Here is a 19,331-nt window from a genome sequence, read left to right as displayed (position 1 = left end):
CTGAAAGGTATTTCACCGTGACGATCATCGCTCCCCCGCCTCCCCCGCCTCCCCCGGCTGCCGCGCCGCCCGCCTCGGCCGCACCCCCACCCCTGACGCCGGGCGGCCGGACCGCCGTGCGCGTGTTCCTCGTCATCGCCGCCTCCGTCGTGGTGGTCGGCACCGTCCTGTCGCTCGGCGCAACCGCCTGGGGTGTCAGCACGTTCCGGGTGGTAGCCGACGAGACGGCGTTCGCCTCCGACACCCGGTCACTCGTCATCGACACGGGCGACGTTCCCGCTGCACTACGGCTGACGACCGACCGCGACGCGCGCGAGCCGCGGGTCTCGATGCGTCTGCTGAAGTCCGCCCGCTCGGGTGAGCGCACCCTGCAGGTGGACCAGGACGCGCAGACGACCAGGATCACCGTCAACGGTGTGACACCCGAGTTCATGGGATGGGGCCGGGCCGGTGAGATCACCGTGACCCTGCCGCCCGAGATGGCGCGCCGATTGTCGGTCACCACAACGCAGGACAAGGGCGTGCTGCTGGTGCAGGCCGACCTCGACAGTCTGGTCGCGAGCAACACCTACGGGGCGGTGATCCTCAGCGGCTCGGCGCGGCGCATTGATGTCACGGGCCAGGACGGCACCGTCCTCACCCGCGACCCCATCTCGGTGAGCGAGTCATTCGCGGCCGAGTCCGTCGACGGCGAGATATCGGTCGACTTCAAGGAGGCCCCGCCGCGCACCGTCGAGGCGTCCACCCGCACCGGTGACATCGCGATCTCACTGCCGAACCCCGGGCCATACCTGGTCCGCGCGTCGGGCGATTCCGCCCGGGTGCGGGTTCCGGAGACCACCGACCCCGCGCGGGCGGCGGCTCAGATCACGGCCCGGTCCGACGAGGGCGACGTGGTCATCGAGGGAGCCGGAGCCGGACGGCACCGCTGAGCCGGTCAGGTCAGCACTCAGGCCACCGACGCGATGATGTCGGCGGCAGGGGCTGCCTTGGCCTTGCGGAACCCGGTGCCCGCCCACACGTTGACCCCGTGCGGGTCTCCCGCCCGGACCGCCGCGGCGCGCAGCGGACTGGTCAGATAGTGGATCTCGGGATACCCGAACGGGGCGGCCGCATCGTGCTCGTCGATGAAGCGGTTGCGCAGCCCGCGCGCGTAGCGGCCCGAGAAGCAGCGCGTGACAGCGGTTTCACCGAACTGCGGGTCCTGCAGGGCGGCACGGTGCACCGGACTGCTGCCCGCCTCGTCGGCCAACAGGAACGCCGTTCCCAGTTGCGCGGCCACCGCGCCGTACGCGAGCACATCGGCGACGTCGACAGCGGTCATGAGGCCGCCCGCCGCGATGACGGGCACACCCAGGCCGATCGTGGTGGCGTGCAGCAGTTGGTCGAGCGGCTGCGTCGGCGGCGTCGCGACGGCATCGAGCGTGCCGCGGTGCCCGCCCGCGTTGGGCCCCTGCGCGGCGAGCACGTCGACACCGCGGGCGACCGCCGCCTCGCCCTCGGCGAGCGTGGTCACCGTCGCGACGGTCGCGATGCCCAGCGCCCGCAGCCGACTGCACTGCGCGGCGTCGGGCAGCCCGAAGGTGAACGACACCACGTCGGGCCGCAGGTCCATCACGACCTCGAGCTTGGCCGCCCAGTGGTCGTCGTCGTAGCGGGGCTCGCCGAGCGTGGCGTGATACCGGCTGGCCTCATCGTCGAGGGTCGCCGCGTAGCGGTGGATCGCGTCGTGGACCGCGACGCTGACCTGTGGCACGAACAGGTTCACCCCAAGGGGTCCCGATGTCAGGGCGCGTGCGGCGGCGATCCGTTCGGCGAGCGCCTCGGCGGTGAGGTACCCGGCAGCCAGGAAACCCAGGCCACCGGCATTGGTTGCGGCCGCGGCGAGTTCGGGCGTGCTGGGACCACCGGCCATCGGTGCGGCGATCACGGGGACCGCCAACGATCGCAGGTCGAGAACGTCGTTGTGCATGACTTCATCCTGCAACCTTGTGACCGCCCCGTGGGCGGTGGTTCACTGGATTGATATGGCAATCACCTTCAACCACACCATCGTCGCAGCGCGCGACCGCACGGAGTCCGCGACGTTCTTCACCGAGATGTTCGGACTACCCGACGCAAAGGAATTCGGGCCGTTCCTGGCGGTGACCATCGATCATGGTGCCAGCCTCGACTACGCCCAGGCCCCGGCGGACGCGGAGATCCATCCGCAGCACTACGCATTCCTGGTGTCCGAGGCCGAGTTCGACCACATCTACGGCCGCATTCGCGAGCGGGAACTGCAGCATTGGGCCGACCCGCGTGGCCAGCACCCCGGTGAGATCAACCACAACGACGGTGGTCGCGGCGTGTACTTCCAGGATCCATCCGGGCACTACCTGGAGATCATCACCCGGCCGTACGGCTCTGGCGGCTGAGCACCCGCTCGGCGAGCACTGTCACCCCGTCACCGTGCAGGCGACGGAGCGCCCGCGGCCGGTGCCCCAGCACGGAGACCAGATCGGCGGCCCGGCCGTGCACCGCGGGCCCCCGCTCTCCGTGCGCCCACTCCACGTCGGTGGCACAGATGCGCAGTCCGCGACTGTTGCGGAATGCGGGTACGAACGGATTAGGCAGTGACACCTGCGTGTTCAGCACCGCGATCAGCGCGGCGGGCGAGATTGTCGGCTCTCGCTCGAGGGCGAACAGGATGTCGAGTTCGTGGGTGACGTGGTCGCCGAGCAGCAGGGCGCGCGGGAAGTAGCGGCCCATACCGGCCGGCCGGTGAGTGAATCCGACGAAGTCGTCCAACAACTGCGAGGGAGTCCGCCGCGCCGCCAGTGCCCGCGACAGCTCGGCGTTGGCGCCGTCGAACGAACGGTGGCGATACATGCCCGCGACAACGCTCCCGGGCCCGGAACCGTAACCGATGACCAGGTGCGCGAGCACCTCGTGGTTGGTCCATGCCGAGCACAGGCTCGACGCCGCCCACTCCTCGTCGGTCAAGGTGGCGGCGACGCACTGGAAGCGTATGTCGTTGCCGCGCAGCAGGTCACGCGTTGACACGGAGATGCTCGGCGAGGAAGGCGGTCTGGTCTGCGAGGACACCGGCGACCAACGGCGGGTGGTAGATCGCGAAGTGATCCGAGTCGTAGTGGCGGGCGACACCGCGCGGCGCGTGGCGCGCGACGGTCGCCGCGTACCGCGGATCCATCAGGTTCTCCCGGTCGCACACGCACACCAGCAGTGGCGCCGCCACCTTGCGGGCATGCCGCAACGCCGAGGTCGCGACCATCGGGACCGCATCCGCCGCGGCGATGCGGTTGTCGAACCGCCCACCGCGCTCCACGGTTGAGTTCCAGCCGGATTCGGCTCCCCGCGCGGTGACCATCGCGAGCGTGCCGGGTGCCCCGACGATCGGGATGTAACGACGCCCGCACCGCAACAGGCCCCGCACCGCGTCCTCGACGACGGCCGGGGTCAACCGCAGTGGTCCGCGCACACCGAGGCTGCCTGCGGCGCCCGGCCCGTGCACGATCGGGCACTGCACGACGGCGACGGAGACGTCCGACCGCTCGGCGGCCACCCGCACGACGTGCATGCCGCCGAGGCTTGTGCCCCAGAGACCCAACCGCGACGCGTCGACGTCGGGGTACCGCTTGAGGACGTCCAGCGCGGAGTGCACGTCCTGACGTTGCCGTGTCATCGAGATACGTTGGCGCGGTTGACCGTCAGACTCCCCGGTGTGTCGATAGTCGAAGGCCAGGGTCGCGATTCCCGACGCGGCGAAGTGCTGCTCATACTGGCGCAGCATCATGTCGTGTGTCGCCCCCAGTCCGTGGACGAGCACAACGCCGGGATGCGGGCCCGTACCGACCGGCAGGGTCAGCCAGGCCGCGCAGCGGGTGCCGCGGGAGCGGATGTCGATGCGCTGCGTCTCGCTCGTCTCAGCCATGAAATCTCCTTTTATAGGTACGGCGTACGTATGAGCTAGGCTGCAATAGGTACGACGTACTTGTCAAGGAGTGAACGTTGCGGGCACGGTTCAGCAGGGATGCGATCGCGGCGGCCGCTCTGCGGATCGTCGACGAGTCGGGGCTTGGCGCGCTGTCGATGCGGTCGCTCGCCTCGGCACTGGGCACCGGCCCCATGACGATGTACAACTACGTCGCCGACAAGGAGGGTCTCGAGGAACTCGTCGTCGCCGCGGTCGTGGCCGATATCGCCGTCCCCGACCCGACTGACGACTGGCGGCACGACGTGCACGCCGTCGCGACCACGATGTGGCGCGGCGTGCGGGCCCACCCCGCGGCGATACCGCTGGTGCTCACCCGCCGAATGGCCTCGGCGACCGGATTCGCGATCGCCGACGCGCTGGTGGAGGCCCTAGTCCGCGCGGGCCTGGACGACCGCGACCGGTTGTCGGCATTTCACGCGGTGCTCGGCCTGGTCACCGGCGCGGCGCAGGCCGAACTCGCGGGACCGTTGACGGGCGGCGCCTCGGAGGCGGCCGGCCGCATCGGGGCTGTCGCCGGCGGCGCCTTCCCTCATATCGAGGCGCTGTCGAAGGTCGCGATGCAGACTCCGGTCGCAGACGACTTCGACGGTGGCCTACGGATGTTGATCGATGGGATCGCGGCGCGGGCCCGTTAGGCGTGCCCGCGCTTCTCCTCCTGATCGATGTAGGCACCCGCCATCTGGGCGACGTGCGCGGGTAGCGAACCCGTCGCGACGTCGGCCAGGCTGGTCTCCTCCAGCACCGACCGCATGCTGGCGCGCAACGCGCGCCACACGTCGGTCAGTGCGGCCGTGGGTCCCGAGTACGGCAGGTCGCCCAGTCCGATGTCGCGCACGCTGGCCAGCGGGCCGTCGATGCAGCGCAGCACGTCGGCGATGCTGATCTCAGCGGCCGGCCGCGCCAGTTCGTACCCGCCGTCACGGCCACGGTGGCTGCGGACCAGCCGGTCCGTGCGCAGTGCGGTCAGGATGTCGACCAGGAACTGCGCCGGGATGCCCTGCGCCTTGGCCAGATCGTCGGTCTTGACCAGCGCGTCGGCGTCGACGGTCGCAAGCTGGACCATCGCCCGAACGGCATACTCCGCCTTGGCCGACATCCGCATGCTGCGCATTGTGCCACCGCGGGGCCACGAATCGGGCAGGCGCGGACCTCGCTACCGGTTTGGCCGCTCTGTCATCGCACGAATCGAGGCCGGCACGGCGATTCCCGGGGTGAGATCGGGTGCCGCCTGTGGCGCCCCGTAGCCGACCGTCATCGGCACCACCCCGGCCCATGCGTCGCCCGCGACGTCCTCGTCGGGGTCATCGGGCCAACCATCGCTGACCTTCAGCGACCAGTTGTCCTCGGCGATCGGCATCCGCAGCGCCAGTGTCGCCGCGAGTTCCTTGCGGTTGCTGGCCCGAAGCTCGGCGACGCGGCCGGGGATGAACGCATCGGTGAGCGCCTCGAGGTAGGCGACGTGGTCGGCCGCGGGTACCGGCTCGAAGACACCGAACAAGACGGCGCTGCGGTAGCGGAACGACGACTCGAACGCACTACGCGCCACCACGACACCGTCCAGCGTTGTGACCGACACCGCCGCGGGCGCACCTGCGGCCAGTGCCCGCAGCCACGGCGAACCTGTGGAGCCGTGGATGACGAGATCGTCTGCGACACGCGCGAACCCGGTCGGGAAGACGACGGGATGTCCGTCACGCACCAGGGCGACGGTGGCCAGTGGCGTGCTGGCGAGCAGCTCGTCGAGGCTGGCGCGGGAGGTGGTCTGCAACTCGTCGAGCCGCGTGACACGCGTCGAGGGTTGAGTCATCGAATCGGTTCGCAGTTCACTGTGCCCATCGATCGATCCTGCTCGATCCCGCCCACAAATGCATCTCGTCCGCTGCCGCAGTTCTGTGCGACACCCTCGGTCACCGGACTAGGGTTTTGAGATGATTGAGATTCTGCCCGACATGCCGGATGGCGTGACCGGCATCCGGGTATCCGGCCGGTTGGCCGGGGACGACCTACGCGCGTTCAGGCCGGCCATGGAGGAGAGCCTTGGCACCGGCGAGATCAGGATCGTGGAGGTCATAGCCTCCGATTACGAGGGCTTTGGGCCGGGCGGGTTGGCCGAGGATCTGAAGCTGGGCTTCGGCGCGCTCTTCCAGCACCACTCGGCCTTCAAGCGAATCGCGGTCGTCTCCGACAAGGAGTGGGTCAGCCACACGCTGCATGCACTGGCGTGGATGGTCCCTGGCGAACTGGCCGTGTTCGGTATCGACGATCTCGACCGCGCCAAGGAGTGGGCCGCGGGCTGAGCGCCGGAACGTCATCGCTCATCAGCGGGACGGCCACCTTCCGGCCCGTGGTGCGGCATAGTTCAAACGTGCTGTTGCTCAGCCGCATGATCGGCCAGGAAGTGCGCAGCCCAGACGGTCTAGTGCTGGGTCGCCTCGCCGATCTGACCGTGACGCTCGGCGAGCACGACGGTGTGTCCCTGGTCAATCGGATTGTTGTGCAGCGCAGGGGCCAGCGCGACGTGCTCCTACCGTGGGTGACCATCGAATCCAATCACCACAAACAGATCCACCTGACGTCGGACAGGACTGCGCGCACGGTCACCTCGATTTCCGAGGAACTCGACGCCGACGAAATCCTGCTGGTCCGTGACGTTCTCGACACGCAGATCGTCGACATCGCCGGTCAGCGTGTGGCCCGTGTCGCCGACGTACTGCTTGCCCGTCGTTCCGACGGCCGTGTCGAACTCGTTGGTGCCGAGATCGGCTTCGGTGCAGTACTACGACGACTCGGCTTCGATGCGCTCGGCGCAAGACTGCGCGGCGATGCGGTCGCATGGGATGAACTGCACCTGACGTCAGCTCGCGGGCACGCCGTGCAGCTCGCCACGCCACGCTCAGCCGTGCACCTTCTTGATGCACGTGGTCTGGCGATTCTCATCGCCCGACTCGGTACGGAAGCCGCCGCCGAAGTCCTTGCCGCGAAGGAACCCCGGCTGGCCGCCGACGTGATCCGTGCCAGTCCTGGGGCCGTCGGCATGCGGGTGCTGCACGCGATGCCCGAAACCCATGCGGCAGAAATACTCTCGGCCATGCCCGAACACCATGCCAGACATTGGCGCGGTCGCCTTGCCGACCCGCGGGTTGCCCGCCCCCTGCTGCGGTCACGCGTCTGGCCGCGCCGCCGCCACGAACCGGGGGGATGAATCCGGTGAGGGGCCGCGCCCTGAAGCTCGGCGCGCTGCTGACGGTGTTGGGCCCCGGCCTGCTCGCGGGCCTGTCCGACGACGATCCCGCCGGCATCACGACGTATTCAGTGCTCGGAGCCGACTACGGCTACCAGCTGTTGTGGGTGTTGCTGCTATCGACCGTCGCGCTGGTGATGTTCCACGCGCTGGCGGCACGTATGGGGGTCGTCACCGGTCAGGGACTGATCGGCCTGGTGCGCCAACGCTATGGCGTGCGATGGGGTGCCGCAGTCCTCGCCTCACTCGTGGTGGCCAATGTTGGCACGACGTGCGCCGAATTCGCCGGCATCGCAGCCGGTTTCGAACTATTCGGGATCAACCGCCACCTGAGCGTTCCCGCGGCCGCACTCATCGTCTCATTGCTGGTGCTGCGCGGCAGTTTCCACCGAATCGAGCATCTACTGCTGTTGCTGTCGACGGTGTTCCTCGCCTATATCGCGTCAGGCATCCTTGCGCACCCCGACTGGGGCGCCGCCGCGGAGGGCTTGGTGATCCCGACGATGCCCGTCAACAGCGACGCCATCGCCATCGTCACCGCCACCGTAGGCACCACGCTCGCCCCGTGGGGACTGTCCTTCATCCAGTCCTATGCCGTCGATAAGAAACTGCGCACCGAGGACCTGACCATGGAGCGCATCGACGTCGTGACGGGGGCCGTGCTGACAGGTGTGATCGGCTTCTTCGTGGTGGTGGCGTGTGCCGCCACACTGCACCGCGACGGCCGGTCGATCAGCGACGCCGCCGACGCCGCGACGGCGCTACAACCACTCGCCGGGCAAGCGGCCTCGACGCTGTTCGCCGTCGGCCTGATCGGCGCAGCGGTTCTGGCGGCGTCCATCCTGCCGCTGTCCACCGCCTATTCGGTGTGCGAGTTCGCCGGCGTGGAGGCCGCTCTCGATGACCCCTATCGTGAGGCCAAGACCTTCTACCTGACGTTCGCGCTGGTGACCGTGGCCGGTGCCCTCATCGTGATGATTCCGGGTGCTCCGTTGGTGACGATCCTTGTCGGCACCCAGGTCCTTAACGCCGTGCTGTTGATTCCGTTGCTGTTCGTCATGATCGGCCTCGCTCGCGACGCCGATCTGATGGGCGAGTTCACGCTGAGTCGTGCCGGGACGGCTACCCATGCACTGGTCACCGCGGTAGTTCTGGCATGTGTCGGTGCGCTGGCGGTGACGACGTTGACCAGTTGACCAAGCCGTGCGCGGCGGCATCACGGTTTCAGTCCGGGATGGCCGAGCCGCCGGGCACCACGACGGCGAAGAGGTCGGCGATCGCGGCCAGGCTGGCGGCCTGCATGACCGCCGCGGGCACCGGGTTCCCACTGACGTCGGGAAGCGTACGGGTGGCCGTCGCCGCGGCGGGGACCGTCGGCGCATAGCCGAGGTTGAACGCACCGCGGGCCGTGGAGTTCACGCACATGTGCGTCATGAACCCGGCCAGAACCAGATTGCGTGCGCCGAGCGCCTTGAGCCGGTCATCGAGGTCGGTCTCCACAAATGAGTTCGGGTACTGCTTGACCACCACGGCCTCACCCTCGCGGGGTGCCACCACACCGACGATCGCGCCGATCTCGGCCTCGATGTCGTACGGCGAGCCGGGCCCACCATTGTGCTGGATGTGGATGACGGGGATGCCCGCCGAGCGCGCGCGGTCCAGCAGTGCGGCGGCCTCGTCGAGGGCGGCCGCCACACCGTCAAGTTCCATCACGCCCTGGGTGTAGGTGTTCTGACAGTCGATGAGGATCAGTGTCGAGTCGGCCAGCGCTGCGGGCTGACTGGGCAGGCTGGTCAGTTCGCGCAAAGTGGGTCTCGTCATACCTCGCAGCCTAGTCAGCCGACGAACCGGCCGCCGTGTTTGACGACCTGGGACGTAACACTCGTACGAGCAAGACGGCGATGATGATCAGCGTCACCGCCAGGGCGACAACGAGATTGCTCGTGTGGCCGGTGATATCGGCAAGCCAGCCCTGAATGGCGACCTCGGTGTCGGCTGTGACCAGGCCGCCGAGGTTCGCGGTGCCGGCGGTGCTGAGGAACAGCACGCCGATGCCGACGAAGATCAGCCCGGATATCAACGACGTGCTGTGGGTGTGGATCGGACCAAAGCGCAATGGCCTGCCCCGCAGCCACTGCCTGCTGCCGAGCTGCCACCTGTCCCACAGCAGCGCCAGAATCCCAAGCGGGACGGTCATCCCGGCTGCGTACAGGGCCATCAGCAGTGCGCCGTAACCAGGGTCACCGCCAGCGACGGCGACGGTCAACACCGCGCCAAGCAGCGGGCCGGAACAGAACCCGGCCAACCCGTAGACGGTGCCGAGGGCGAATACCGACAGCGGCGTGCCGATGCGGACCGAGCCGGCGGCCCTTTGCGCACCGCCGATGGTGAAGCCCTTGCCCAACATCATCAGCACGCCGAGCCCGATGATGACCAGTGCGGCCACGAACGTCGTCTCGGAGCGGTAGGCCGTGATCGCCGAGCCGATGGCACCCACACCCGCGCCGAGTGGCACCAGGACGGCCGCCATGCCGAGGTAGAAGATTCCGGTTCGTGCCAGCAGGCTGCGCCATCCGGTGAACGCGAAGGCGAAGAACGACGGCAGCAGCAGCGCTGAGCAGGGACTCACGATCGCGAGCAGGCCGCCCAGAAACGCGCCGAGGATCCCGATCTGAGTCACGAGTTGGCGGGCTCGCCGGCAGCGAGGTTGTCGATCATCGCGGTGAAGACGTCGGTGGGCTGGGCGCCAAGGACGGGCTCGCCGTTGAGCGAGAACGCCGGTGTCGAGGGAATTCCCAGGGCCTGGGCCACCTGCAGGTCTGCGTTGATGGCGTCGTCGAACGCGAGAGAGGCGGCGTCGACGTCGAAGCGGGATAGGTCGGGCACCCCTGCGGTCTCGGCGAACCCGCGCAGCGCTTCGGTAGTCAAGGTGGCGCGCCCGCGTGCTGGCGCCTTGTCGTAAACGGCAGTGACGAACTCCCAGAACCGACCCTGCGCAGCGGCGGCGCGGGCTGCCCGCGCCGCGGACATGGACTCCGGACCGAAGATGGGCATGTCACGCCATTCGATCCGCAGCACCCCCTTGTCGACGTAGCGGTCGATCAGGACCGGTTTGGTGTCACGGCCGAACTGAGCACAGAACGGGCAGCGAAAATCGGCGAACTCGATGAGGACGACGGGCGCGGTCGGCGAGCCCAGAGCCATCGGGTCATCGGCCTGCCGGCGGGCGAGGTCACCCAACGGCCCGATCGGGGCTGTCGCTGAGGCCTCCGCGGCACTGGGCGCGCTCGTGGCCGACGTGGGCGATGGAGACGCCTCGGGGTCGCTGCCGCCCTGCCGAACGACAAGTAGCACCACAAGGCCGACAGCCACGAGGACGGCCAGGCCCAGCAGCGTCAGGTCGCGTCGGCGCGGCTTGGTGATCGGTGGCGTCTGCGGCATGTGGGTGCCTCCTTTGGCATGGTGTTGGCTCTTCGACGCAACGCGAAAGGCTTTGGGAGCAATGCATTTGCTTCGGCCACGCAGCTTGCTAATCGAGACACCGCTGGACATCTATGTACCTACGTAGTAGATACGTAGGTACATCTCTGTCTAGCCCATGGGAGTCCTATGATGCAAGTTATGACGGCGAATCGGCTTGTGCGGGCGGCATTTTTCGGAGTGCTGGCCGTGGTGGTGATGGCGATACCCACTGACATCATCGACACGCCGTGGTTCAGCAGGGAGGTGCCGGTTCGTTGGTGGGAGTACCCGGTGCTGATCGCGACCGGCGTGCTGACGGCCGCGTGGTTCGGGATCGCGGGGCCTGGGCGCAACGGCGGAGCGCTGGCCTCAGGTTTGGCATTGACGACCTTCGCCGTGGGGTGCCCGGTCTGCAACAAACTCGTGCTACTCGCGATCGGCACCTCTGGCGCTCTCGGGCTCTGGGCGCCCCTGCAGCCCGTCCTGGCCGGGGTGTCGGTTGCGCTGCTGTTCGCTCTCGTCGTCCTGCGATGGCGTCGCCGACCCTGCGCGTCCGGCGACTGCGGCACCGAGGTCCGATCAGCCGAGCACGTCACATAGCAGGATCGCCAGTGCCGGCATCGCCGCGGTGACACCGATGATCGCCGACAGCGCGGTGCGTTCGCGCCAGCGGTGGCGTGCCGAGGCGGGTGTGACCAGTCGTGTCACGCGCGCGACGACGGCCACCGCCGCGGCCTGTAGCACTCCCTCCGGCGCCACCCGCGAGGCCGCCGGCGCGCAGGCGAGAGCCACCAGACTGTCGAGCAGGGCGCCGCGACCGTGCACGCCAACGGCGGTGTCGTCGGCGCACATCTCCAACAGCGGCGGAACCGCGCGTGCCGCGGCAGTCAGCACCGTGAACCGCGGCAGCGCGTCGGCGAGTGCGGACAGCACGGCGGTGATCAGCGGGTGGTGGCCGCGGAGGTGCGCGTTCTCGTGGGCGATGACGGCGGCGACCCCCGCGTCGTCCAACCGATCCATGGCAGCGCTGGTCAGCACGATGGTGTCGCGCCGCCCCGCCGCCACGCAGTAGGCAGCCGGTTGGGCCGCGGTGATGATCACCGCGGTGCCGCCCGCGATCACGGGCTGGCCGAGGATGCGGGCCGCGGACGCGTGCTCGCGGTTGCCTGCGCGGCCGCGGCGTGCGGCGGCGCCCACTCGGTAGACGGTGAGCAGGTAGACGACCATTCCCAGCGCCGCGAAACCGCCGACCAGCACTGTGGTCAGCGGTGCGGGCAGGTCGACGGGACCGATGGCGTGGACGGGCTTACCGCAGATCGTCAACTGCGACCCCGTGGCGAGGCTCCGGATCGCCGCACCGCCGGCGAGGACGATGACGGCAAGCCACGACGCCAGCGCGGCACCGACAGCAGTGAGCCACGCTGTCACACCCCAGCGCGGACTGATCCCCGAGGACGCAAGACGTTCGATGACGGCGGGTGCGCCCCATGTGACGAGCAGGGCGCAGCCGAACATCAGGGACGCGGCGTTCACGGGGCCGGCCTCTGGGCGGCGCGCTGCACGGCCTCCCGCAGCTTGGCCGACTCGACCTCACCCATCTGATCGATGAAGAACGACAGCACCAGATCGGCGTCCCCACCGGATTCCAGCGCCGCACGCATCAATGCCGCGGAGTGCTCCTCACGGCTCATCGACGGCCAGTAGGCGTACGCCAGTCCGGTGCGGCTGCGTGTCAGCCAGCCCTTGTGGTGCAGGTTGTTCATCGTCGACATCACGGTGGTGTAGGCGATTTGGCGGCGGCTGGCGAGTTCGGTGTGAAGATCGCGCACCGTCGCGGGGTCATCGCGTGCCCAGAGAAGGTCCATGATGACCGTCTCCAACTCGCCGAACGCCACCGTGCGCCTCCCTGACCGGACCCATGCGCTGCCGCGCGCCTTAGAGCGACAGTCTACGTAGTTCGACAGTAGATCGGCGTGGGTGAGGCGAAGGCCTCAGCGAGTGGTGACGGCCAGCACGGCGTCGGCCAGCTCTGGCCGGCACACGATGAGGTCGGGAAGCAGCACGTCGGACTGGTTGTAGCGCAGCGGCGAGCCGTCGATGCGCGACGTGAACAGCCCGGCGGCACGGGCGACGGCCACGGGTGCCGCCGAGTCCCACTCGTACTGCCCGCCCGCGTGCACGTAGACGTCGGCGAGGCCCTGCACCACCGCTGCGACCTTGGCTCCCGCGGAGCCCATCTCCACGAGCGTTCCACCGAGCGCGTCGCGCACTGCCAGTGCGACCTCCGGTGGCCGAGTGCGGGACACCACGACCCGCGGCGTGGCCGGTGCGGGAGGCGGTAGCGCCACGTCGGGTGTGGCCGGCGTGACACCCTGCGCGGGCAGTGCGACGGCACCGGCGACGAGCTCACCGTGATCGCCGTCGCGCACCCACAGCGCCACGTGCACGGCCCAGTCCTCGCGGCCCAGTTCCGAGAACTCCCGGGTGCCATCGAGCGGGTCGACGATCCACACCCGTTCCGACGTCAGCCGGATGCGGTCGTCGGCACCCTCCTCCGACAGCACCGCGTCACCGGGACGCTCGGCGGCCAACGCCGCCATCAGGAAGTCGTGGGATCGCTTGTCCCCCGCCGCCTTCCGCTCCTTGGCATCGGCGTCCGCGAGTTCGGCGCGCACACCGAGCAGGAGTTCACCGGCCTCGGTGGCGAGCCGCGCCGCCAACTGATGATCGGACTCGGTCACCGCTTCGCGTCAATCATGTCGATGACCTGCTGGGCGAGGTCGTCAACCTGCTGATCGCAGGTCAGCCGCAGGTCCGGATTCTTCGGACGCTGGTACGGGCTGTCGATACCGGTGAAGTGCGTGATCTCACCCGCGCGTGCCTTGGCGTAGAGCCCCTTGGGATCTCGACGCTCACAATCCTCCAGCGGGGTGTCGCAGAACACCTCGTAGAAGTCGTAGCCCTGATCGGCGTGCACCTTGCGGGCCAGAGCCCGATGCTCCTCCAGCGGGCTGATGGCGGGCACCAGCACGATCTGTCCGGAATCGGCGAGCAGCGTGGCGATGTGCGCCAGCCGCCGCAGGTTCTCGGCCCGATCGGCCATCGAGAAGCCAAGATCGGCGTTGAGCCCGTGCCGCAGGTTGTCACCATCGAGCACGTATGCGGGACGGCCACTTTCGAGCAGCTTCTGCTCGACGAGCATCGCCACCGACGACTTGCCAGAACCCGACAGTCCGGTGAACCAGATCGTGGATCCCCGTGACAGCCGGTCCTCGGCCGTGACCAGGTTCTGATGCCTGACGGCATTGGGGCTCGCGGTGCGTGTCGCGGCGGGCGTGGTGTCGCGGACCATGCCCGCGGCGACCGTGCCGTTGGTGTCCGGGTCGATCAGGATGAACGATCCGATCGCCGCGTTGCGGGAGTACTCGTCGAGTAGCAGCGGCACCTGGGTGCGCAGCGTGACGCGGCCAAGTTCGTTGATCTTCAACGCCGTTGCGCTCTTGTCGCGGTGCAGCGTGTTGACGTCGAGCCGGTAGTCGAGCGCCGTCACTCTGGCGCGGGTGGTCCGCGTCGTCTGCTTGATGATGTAGTCGCGGCCCGGTTCGAGTGCGGACTCGTCGGCCATCCAACACACCGTCGCGTCGAAGTCCTGCGTGACGTGCGGCTGGTTGTTGGGCCGCGCGATCATGTCGCCACGCGAGATGTCGATGTCGTCGGCGAGGCTTATCGACACCGCCATCGATGCGAATGCCTCGGTGAGGGGACCCGTGGGGCCCTCGATCGCGGTGATCTGGCTGGTCTTACCGGCGGGCAGCACCACGACCTCGTCGCCGGTCCGCATGACGCCGCTGGCGATCGTGCCCGCGTAGCTGCGGTGGTCGGCGTGCTCGCGGGTCTGTGGACGGATCACGTATTGCACCGGGAAGCGCACGTCGACCAGGTTGCGGTCACCGGCGATGTAGACCTCTTCGAGGTGGTTCAGCAGTGCCGGGCCCTCGTACCAGGGCGCCACATCCGACTTCGTGACCACGTTGTCGCCGTTGAGCGCCGACAGCGGAATGGTCGTCACGTCGTGGATGTCGAGGCGTGCGGCGAACTCGTGGAAGTCGTCGCGGATCTTCTCGAAGACCTCCTGGCTCCAGTCGACGAGGTCCATCTTGTTCACGGCCAGCACGATGTGCTGGATGCCGAGCAGCGACGCCAGGAACGCGTGCCGCCGCGACTGCTCCAGCAGCCCGTGGCGGGCGTCGACGAGGACGATCACCAACTGCGCCGTCGACGCTCCCGTGACCATGTTGCGGGTGTACTGCACGTGGCCCGGGGTGTCGGCGATGATGAATTTCCGCTTGGCCGTGGCGAAGTAGCGGTAGGCGACATCGATCGTGATGCCCTGTTCCCGTTCGGCGCGCAGGCCGTCGGTGACCAGAGCCAGGTCGGTGTAGTCGTGCCCACGCTCCTTCGACGTGCGCTCGACCGAGGCCAGCTGGTCCTCCATGACGGCCTTGGAGTCGAACAGCAGTCGCCCGATGAGCGTCGACTTGCCGTCGTCGACCGATCCGGCGGTCGCGAGTCGCAATAACGTCGCCATCAGAAGTAGCCCTCTCGCTTGCGGTCTTCCATGCCTGCCTCGGAGATCCGGTCATCGGCACGGGTTGCGCCGCGCTCGGTCAGCCGCGACACGGCGGTCTCGGCGATCACCTCGGACACCGTGCCCGCCAGCGACTCCACGCAGCCGGTGCAGGTGACGTCGCCGACGGTGCGGAAGCGAACCGTCTTCTCGACGATCTCCTCGTCCTTGCGGGGCTGCAGGTACTTGTGCACGGCCAGCAGCATGCCGTCGCGCTCGAACACCTTGCGCTGGTGCGCGTAGTAGATCGACGGCAGCTTGATCTTCTCGGCGCCGATGTAGGACCAGATGTCGAACTCGGTCCAGTTCGAGATCGGGAACGCCCGGATGTGCTCACCCTTGTGGTGTCGCCCGTTGTAGAGGTTCCACAGCTCGGGGCGCTGCGCCTTGGGGTCCCACTGACCGAACTCGTCGCGGAAGCTGAACACCCGCTCCTTGGCGCGGGCCTTCTCCTCGTCGCGGCGGGCACCGCCGAATGCCGCGTCGAACTTGTTCTCGCGGATGGCGCGCAGCAGTGTGAACGTCTGCATCGGGTTACGCGACGGGATGGTCTCGACAACGCGGCCCGCGTCGATATCGTCCTGCACCTTGGCCACGACGAGGCGGATACCGGATTCGGCGACCAACTCGTCGCGGACCTGGAGTACCTCGTCGAAGTTGTGGCCGGTGTCGACGTGCATCACCGGGAACGGCAGCCGGCCCGGCCGGAACGCCTTGAGCGCCAGATGCAGCATCACGATGGAGTCCTTGCCACCGGAGAACAGCAGCACCGGCTTCTCGAACTCCGCGGCGACCTCACGGATGATGTGGATGGCCTCGGCCTCGAGCGAGCGCAGGTGGCTCAGCTCGTACTTTCCGGCGGAGGTGTCCAGTTCCTGAGTCGTCACGACTTCCTCTTTAAGTTGGTCGAGTTGGCCAGCATTACACGCATGGCCAGGAATCTACGCTGAGCCGCCGAAACATGTCAACGCCGGCGGGCAACCCCTGAGATCAGGGCGATTATCTGGCAGGTAATTGAATCTCCGCACCCTGGCCGACGACACTCGTCAGGGTGGCCACTCCCACCGGCGCCGAGGTCATCGCCCAGTTCCTCCCCCAGTCCCCGTTCGTCGCCAAGCTGGGCGTCATCGCAGACAGACTCGAGGACAGCGAGGTGCGCCTGCGGCTGCCGTGGAGTCCGTCGAACACCACGGTCGGTGACATGGTGCACGGCGGAGCCATCGCCACGCTGGCCGATCTCACCGTGATGGCGGCGGCATGGTGTGGCGCGCAGGCGCCCGATAACCTCCGCGGCGTCACGGTGTCGATGGCCCTGGACTACATGGCGCCCGCCCGTTCGACCGACCTGATCGGTGTCGGCCGTGTGCTGCGGCGCGGCCGATCGCTGGTCAACTGCGAGGCCGAGATCATGACGCCCGATGGCGATCTGGTCGCCAAGGCCATCGCCACCTACAAGATCGGGTGACTTCGGCGCGCTTTCGTTCGCTGAGCGACGGTTAGCGCGCCGAAATCGCTAGGGGGTGGCGGGGGTGACCTCGTTGAGCTTGCCCGTGGCGACGTCGAACACGAATCCGCGAAGCGACTCGTGCTTGGTCACGAACGGGCTGGCCTCGATGCGCCGCAGCGACTGGCGGACGTCCTCGTCGAGATCGTTGAACGACTCGGCGGCCCACTGCGGTTTGAGGCCCGTCTCGTCCTGAATCGCCCGCTTGAAGTCGTCGTCGGTGAACGTCAACATGCCGCAGTCGGTGTGGTGGATGAGGATGATCTCCTTGGTGCCCAACAACCTCTGACTGATCGCCAGCGAGCGGATCTCGTCATCGGTGACGACACCACCCGCATTGCGGATGACGTGCGCCTCCCCCTCGGCCAGACCCAGGACCCGGTACACGTCCAGCCGAGCGTCCATGCAGGCCAGCACCGCGACGTGCTTACTCGGCGGCAGTGGTAGCGGCCCCTTGAATTCAGCGGCGTAGGCCTCGTTGTTCCGCAGGTACTCGTCGGTCACCGACATCTCGGGATTCTCCTGTCTCAGGGCATACGCCAGGGTCCAACGCTAGTGAAGCGCTACCCGCTCTGCGATGGTGAGAATCGTGGTGATTCGAGGTCATAGACCGCGGTGCCCCCGACGTCGAGCTTGGTGAAGTTCTGCTCCACCCATGCACTGATCTGCGCCGCGGTGCCGCCGCGGTGCCCGGGCGGGCCGCCCCGGTCGGATGCGATGAAGTAGCGCACCTGGCCGTCGGACACGTACTGCTGGAACTGAGCCAAGGTCGGTGACGGGTCGCTGCCCGTGAAGCCGCCGATCGCCATGAGCGACGCACCGGACTTCAGTTCGAGGTCGCTCACCGTCATCGACCCGATACCGGCTGCGGCCCAGCGGTTGTCGACACCCTTCACCAGATCCACTAGCGCGGTGTCATCACGCGAACGGCCAGGCCCGCCCGGCCCGCCGGGTCCGCCGGGTCCGCCGGGTCCGAATGCCTCCTGGCGTGCCGGCCCCGACATCGTGCCCGGCCCGCTGGGCGTCTGGGCGGCGTTGTAGATCGAGAACGCCACCGGCCCGCCGAGACCGACCAACGCGGCCGCAACCGCCACCACGCCCGCTGCCCGGCCCAGGCGATGCAACCCCAGCACCAGCACCGCGGCCAGCACCACTGCTCCGATCAGGATCACCCAGCGCAGCATGGGCCACCAGTCGGGGGTACGGCCGAGCAGTGCGAAGGTCCACGCGCCGGTCACCGCGAGCATCACGGCCAGCACGACGCGGGCCTGCCAAAGCTGCCTGCGCCGGACCAACTCTGCGACCGAGATGCCGACCAGCGCAGCGATCGCCGGTGCCAGCGCCACCGCGTAATACGGGTGCACGATGCCGTCCATGAAGCTGAACACCACACCGGTGGCCAGCAGCCAACCGCCCCAGAGCACCGCGCTGGCCCGGACCCGATCGGTGCGCGGGGTGCGCCACGTCAGGAACAGGACCGCCGCCAGGCCGATCAGCGCGGCGGGCAGCAGCCAGGACGCCTCGACCCCGAAGGACTGGCCGAACATCCGGGTGATTCCCGGATCGCCACCGAAGAAGACATTTCCGCCGGGAGGGCCACCACCGCCCGGTCCCCCGCCCGGCCCGGGGCCACCGCCACCGCCGGGACCCACGCCGCCGACGATGCGCTGCAGTCCGTTGTAGCCGAATGCCAGTTGCAGCAGGCTGTTGTCCGTCGAGCCCGCGATGTAGGGCCGTGAGTCGGCCGGCCAGAAGCTGACCAGCGCGATGTACCACCCGGCCGACACCACCATGGTGAGCCCGCCGATCAGCAACGCGCCCAACCGCTTCCACATCGAGGTCGGCGCCGCGATGAGGAACGCCAGTGCGAGGGCAGGAAGTGGCAGGAACGCCTGCAGCATCTTGGTGAGGAAGGCGAAGCCGATGACGGATCCGGCGAGCGCCATCCAGCGGTAGCCGCCGTTCTCGATGGCCCGCACGGTGCAGTAGGCAGCGGCGACCAGCAGCAGCACCAGCAGCGCATCGGGGTTGTTGAACCGGAACATCAGCGTCGCGACCGGGGTCACCGCGAGGACCAGCCCCGCGATGAGACCCGCGCCCGGGCCACTGCACCGCTTGACCGCCAGGTACAGCAGGGCGACGGCGGCCACACCCAGCAGCGCCTGCGGCAGCAGCATCGTGAAGGCGTTGAAACCGAAGAGCCTGCCGGACAGGCTCATGAGCCACAGCGCGGCGGGCGGCTTGTCGACGGTGATCGCGTTACCCGCGTCCAGCGAGCCGAACAACCACGCCTTCCAGTCCTGCGTCCCCGCCTGCGCGGCGGCGGCGTAGTAATCGTTGGCCCAGCCCGAGGAGCCCAGGCCCCACAGGTACAGCACAGCTGTACCCGCGAGCAGGACCCACAGGCCGGGACGGGTCCAGCGCGGGTCGGCTGGTCTGGCCGGTTCGGTGAGCGCGCGCGGCTCAGCCTCTGCGATGAGTGTCATGAATTCTGTCTCTC

Annotated in this window: 23 protein-coding genes; 8 read left to right on the top strand and 15 right to left on the bottom strand. The window is 68.4% G+C overall.

Translation table 11 applies throughout. The annotated features are described in order from the left end of the window. The first annotated feature begins 17 nt into the window (after nucleotides 1-17). On the top strand, nucleotides 18-932 hold the full coding sequence (locus tag ACZY0X_RS11680) for a DUF4097 family beta strand repeat-containing protein (protein ID WP_463770449.1): 915 nt from the start codon (nucleotides 18-20) through the stop codon (nucleotides 930-932). 17 nt (nucleotides 933-949) lie between these two features. Here the strand turns inward: ACZY0X_RS11680 and ACZY0X_RS11675 are convergent, their stop codons facing one another. Beyond that, nucleotides 950-1,972, bottom strand: coding sequence for a nitronate monooxygenase (locus ACZY0X_RS11675; RefSeq protein WP_463770447.1), 1,023 nt, complete (start codon nucleotides 1,970-1,972; stop codon nucleotides 950-952). A gap of 55 nt (nucleotides 1,973-2,027) precedes the next feature. On the opposite strand from ACZY0X_RS11675, the gene ACZY0X_RS11670 reads away from it, so the two are divergent. Beyond that, nucleotides 2,028-2,417: a VOC family protein gene (locus ACZY0X_RS11670; protein ID WP_463770445.1), complete on the top strand. Its 390-nt coding sequence runs from the start codon at nucleotides 2,028-2,030 to the stop codon at nucleotides 2,415-2,417. Here the strand turns inward: ACZY0X_RS11670 and ACZY0X_RS11665 are convergent. Both ACZY0X_RS11665 and ACZY0X_RS11660 read right to left on the bottom strand, forming a co-directional pair. Then, the gene (locus ACZY0X_RS11665; RefSeq protein ID WP_463770443.1) at nucleotides 2,389-3,045 is read right to left on the bottom strand and encodes a maleylpyruvate isomerase family mycothiol-dependent enzyme; all 657 of its coding nucleotides are present in this window, start codon (nucleotides 3,043-3,045) and stop codon (nucleotides 2,389-2,391) included. The two genes, ACZY0X_RS11670 and ACZY0X_RS11665, sit on opposite strands and share 29 nt — an antisense overlap. Further along, on the bottom strand, nucleotides 3,032-3,934 hold the full coding sequence (locus tag ACZY0X_RS11660; protein WP_463770441.1) for an alpha/beta fold hydrolase: 903 nt from the start codon (nucleotides 3,932-3,934) through the stop codon (nucleotides 3,032-3,034). The genes ACZY0X_RS11665 and ACZY0X_RS11660 overlap by 14 nt, the downstream gene beginning before the upstream one ends. Before the next feature lie 77 nt (nucleotides 3,935-4,011). Here ACZY0X_RS11660 and ACZY0X_RS11655 point away from each other — a divergent pair, with 77 nt between their 5' ends. Next, nucleotides 4,012-4,632, top strand: coding sequence for a TetR/AcrR family transcriptional regulator (locus ACZY0X_RS11655; protein WP_463770439.1), 621 nt, complete (start codon nucleotides 4,012-4,014; stop codon nucleotides 4,630-4,632). Here ACZY0X_RS11655 and ACZY0X_RS11650 read toward each other — a convergent pair. Next, nucleotides 4,629-5,099 carry an Rrf2 family transcriptional regulator gene (locus tag ACZY0X_RS11650; RefSeq protein ID WP_463770437.1) on the bottom strand — a complete coding sequence of 157 codons (471 nt, stop codon included), beginning with the start codon at nucleotides 5,097-5,099 and terminating at the stop codon, nucleotides 4,629-4,631. The genes ACZY0X_RS11655 and ACZY0X_RS11650 overlap by 4 nt on opposite strands. Nucleotides 5,100-5,150: 51 nt before the next feature. Then, the gene (locus ACZY0X_RS11645; protein ID WP_463770435.1) at nucleotides 5,151-5,804 is read right to left on the bottom strand and encodes a pyridoxamine 5'-phosphate oxidase family protein; all 654 of its coding nucleotides are present in this window, start codon (nucleotides 5,802-5,804) and stop codon (nucleotides 5,151-5,153) included. A 121-nt stretch (nucleotides 5,805-5,925) separates the two neighbouring features. Between ACZY0X_RS11645 and ACZY0X_RS11640 the strand changes: the two genes are divergently transcribed. The 3 genes from ACZY0X_RS11640 to ACZY0X_RS11630 all read left to right on the top strand — a co-directional run bounded on the left by ACZY0X_RS11640 (nucleotide 5,926) and on the right by ACZY0X_RS11630 (nucleotide 8,434). After that, on the top strand, nucleotides 5,926-6,294 hold the full coding sequence (locus tag ACZY0X_RS11640) for a SpoIIAA family protein (RefSeq protein WP_463770433.1): 369 nt from the start codon (nucleotides 5,926-5,928) through the stop codon (nucleotides 6,292-6,294). Nucleotides 6,295-6,362: 68 nt separating this feature from the next. Next, a complete protein-coding gene (locus ACZY0X_RS11635) occupies nucleotides 6,363-7,199 on the top strand; it encodes a magnesium transporter (protein ID WP_463770431.1) in 837 nt (278 codons plus the stop codon). 5 nt (nucleotides 7,200-7,204) lie between these two features. Continuing rightward, nucleotides 7,205-8,434 (top strand): NRAMP family divalent metal transporter, encoded by a 1,230-nt coding sequence (locus ACZY0X_RS11630; protein ID WP_463770429.1) that lies wholly within the window; start codon nucleotides 7,205-7,207, stop codon nucleotides 8,432-8,434. A gap of 28 nt (nucleotides 8,435-8,462) precedes the next feature. Here ACZY0X_RS11630 and ACZY0X_RS11625 read toward each other — a convergent pair whose 3' ends face one another. Genes ACZY0X_RS11625 through ACZY0X_RS11615 form a run of 3 tightly spaced genes read right to left on the bottom strand, consistent with a single transcriptional unit; the run spans nucleotide 8,463 to nucleotide 10,679 of the window. Further along, on the bottom strand, nucleotides 8,463-9,059 hold the full coding sequence (locus ACZY0X_RS11625) for an isochorismatase family protein (RefSeq protein WP_463770427.1): 597 nt from the start codon (nucleotides 9,057-9,059) through the stop codon (nucleotides 8,463-8,465). Nucleotides 9,060-9,069: 10 nt separating this feature from the next. After that, nucleotides 9,070-9,918, bottom strand: coding sequence for a cytochrome c biogenesis CcdA family protein (locus tag ACZY0X_RS11620; protein ID WP_463770425.1), 849 nt, complete (start codon nucleotides 9,916-9,918; stop codon nucleotides 9,070-9,072). Continuing rightward, nucleotides 9,915-10,679 (bottom strand): DsbA family protein, encoded by a 765-nt coding sequence (locus tag ACZY0X_RS11615; RefSeq protein WP_463770424.1) that lies wholly within the window; start codon nucleotides 10,677-10,679, stop codon nucleotides 9,915-9,917. Before ACZY0X_RS11615 ends, ACZY0X_RS11620 begins: the two co-directional genes overlap by 4 nt. Nucleotides 10,680-10,859: 180 nt before the next feature. On the opposite strand from ACZY0X_RS11615, the gene ACZY0X_RS11610 reads away from it, so the two are divergent. Then, on the top strand, nucleotides 10,860-11,300 hold the full coding sequence (locus tag ACZY0X_RS11610) for a hypothetical protein (RefSeq protein ID WP_463770422.1): 441 nt from the start codon (nucleotides 10,860-10,862) through the stop codon (nucleotides 11,298-11,300). Here ACZY0X_RS11610 and ACZY0X_RS11605 read toward each other — a convergent pair. The 5 genes from ACZY0X_RS11605 to cysD all read right to left on the bottom strand — a co-directional run bounded on the left by ACZY0X_RS11605 (nucleotide 11,280) and on the right by cysD (nucleotide 16,214). Next, nucleotides 11,280-12,233, bottom strand: a complete 954-nt coding sequence (locus ACZY0X_RS11605; RefSeq protein ID WP_463770420.1) for a M56 family metallopeptidase — start codon at nucleotides 12,231-12,233, stop codon at nucleotides 11,280-11,282. The genes ACZY0X_RS11610 and ACZY0X_RS11605 overlap by 21 nt on opposite strands. Next, complete coding sequence (locus ACZY0X_RS11600) at nucleotides 12,230-12,595, bottom strand: BlaI/MecI/CopY family transcriptional regulator (protein WP_463770418.1); 366 nt, start codon at nucleotides 12,593-12,595, stop codon at nucleotides 12,230-12,232. The genes ACZY0X_RS11605 and ACZY0X_RS11600 overlap by 4 nt, the downstream gene beginning before the upstream one ends. A gap of 96 nt (nucleotides 12,596-12,691) precedes the next feature. Then, on the bottom strand, nucleotides 12,692-13,441 hold the full coding sequence (locus tag ACZY0X_RS11595) for a 3'(2'),5'-bisphosphate nucleotidase CysQ (protein WP_463770416.1): 750 nt from the start codon (nucleotides 13,439-13,441) through the stop codon (nucleotides 12,692-12,694). Continuing rightward, the gene (gene cysN / locus ACZY0X_RS11590) at nucleotides 13,438-15,288 is read right to left on the bottom strand and encodes a sulfate adenylyltransferase subunit CysN (protein ID WP_463770414.1); all 1,851 of its coding nucleotides are present in this window, start codon (nucleotides 15,286-15,288) and stop codon (nucleotides 13,438-13,440) included. The genes ACZY0X_RS11595 and cysN overlap by 4 nt, the downstream gene beginning before the upstream one ends. Next, nucleotides 15,288-16,214, bottom strand: coding sequence for a sulfate adenylyltransferase subunit CysD (cysD, locus tag ACZY0X_RS11585; protein ID WP_463770412.1), 927 nt, complete (start codon nucleotides 16,212-16,214; stop codon nucleotides 15,288-15,290). Before cysD ends, cysN begins: the two co-directional genes overlap by 1 nt. 164 nt (nucleotides 16,215-16,378) lie before the next feature. Between cysD and ACZY0X_RS11580 the strand changes: the two genes are divergently transcribed. Continuing rightward, nucleotides 16,379-16,792, top strand: coding sequence for a PaaI family thioesterase (locus ACZY0X_RS11580; protein ID WP_463770410.1), 414 nt, complete (start codon nucleotides 16,379-16,381; stop codon nucleotides 16,790-16,792). A gap of 48 nt (nucleotides 16,793-16,840) precedes the next feature. Here the strand turns inward: ACZY0X_RS11580 and ACZY0X_RS11575 are convergent, their stop codons facing one another. Together ACZY0X_RS11575 and ACZY0X_RS11570 are read right to left on the bottom strand one after the other, a co-directional pair. Then, nucleotides 16,841-17,341: a beta-class carbonic anhydrase gene (locus ACZY0X_RS11575; protein ID WP_463770408.1), complete on the bottom strand. Its 501-nt coding sequence runs from the start codon at nucleotides 17,339-17,341 to the stop codon at nucleotides 16,841-16,843. A gap of 53 nt (nucleotides 17,342-17,394) precedes the next feature. Then, nucleotides 17,395-19,317: an ArnT family glycosyltransferase gene (locus ACZY0X_RS11570; RefSeq protein ID WP_463770406.1), complete on the bottom strand. Its 1,923-nt coding sequence runs from the start codon at nucleotides 19,315-19,317 to the stop codon at nucleotides 17,395-17,397. Nucleotides 19,318-19,331: the final 14 nt, after the last annotated feature.

This window comes from Mycobacterium sp. IDUB_39, from assembly GCF_055419205.1.
The sequence above is the reverse complement of the archived record's forward strand: the minus strand, read 5'-3'. Positions and strand labels throughout refer to the sequence as shown.

Coding starts and splice junctions, on each gene's coding strand:
- ACZY0X_RS11645 (WP_463770435.1), bottom strand. CDS start 5,804: ATGACTCAACCCTCGACGCGTGTCACGCGGCTCGACGAGTTGCAGACC.
- ACZY0X_RS11615 (WP_463770424.1), bottom strand. CDS start 10,679: ATGCCGCAGACGCCACCGATCACCAAGCCGCGCCGACGCGACCTGACG.
- ACZY0X_RS11640 (WP_463770433.1), top strand. CDS start 5,926: ATGATTGAGATTCTGCCCGACATGCCGGATGGCGTGACCGGCATCCGG.
- ACZY0X_RS11610 (WP_463770422.1), top strand. CDS start 10,860: ATGACGGCGAATCGGCTTGTGCGGGCGGCATTTTTCGGAGTGCTGGCC.
- ACZY0X_RS11650 (WP_463770437.1), bottom strand. CDS start 5,099: ATGCGGATGTCGGCCAAGGCGGAGTATGCCGTTCGGGCGATGGTCCAG.
- ACZY0X_RS11575 (WP_463770408.1), bottom strand. CDS start 17,341: ATGTCGGTGACCGACGAGTACCTGCGGAACAACGAGGCCTACGCCGCT.
- cysN (WP_463770414.1), bottom strand. CDS start 15,288: ATGGCGACGTTATTGCGACTCGCGACCGCCGGATCGGTCGACGACGGC.
- ACZY0X_RS11660 (WP_463770441.1), bottom strand. CDS start 3,934: ATGGCTGAGACGAGCGAGACGCAGCGCATCGACATCCGCTCCCGCGGC.
- ACZY0X_RS11625 (WP_463770427.1), bottom strand. CDS start 9,059: ATGACGAGACCCACTTTGCGCGAACTGACCAGCCTGCCCAGTCAGCCC.
- ACZY0X_RS11670 (WP_463770445.1), top strand. CDS start 2,028: ATGGCAATCACCTTCAACCACACCATCGTCGCAGCGCGCGACCGCACG.
- ACZY0X_RS11570 (WP_463770406.1), bottom strand. CDS start 19,317: ATGACACTCATCGCAGAGGCTGAGCCGCGCGCGCTCACCGAACCGGCC.
- ACZY0X_RS11675 (WP_463770447.1), bottom strand. CDS start 1,972: ATGCACAACGACGTTCTCGACCTGCGATCGTTGGCGGTCCCCGTGATC.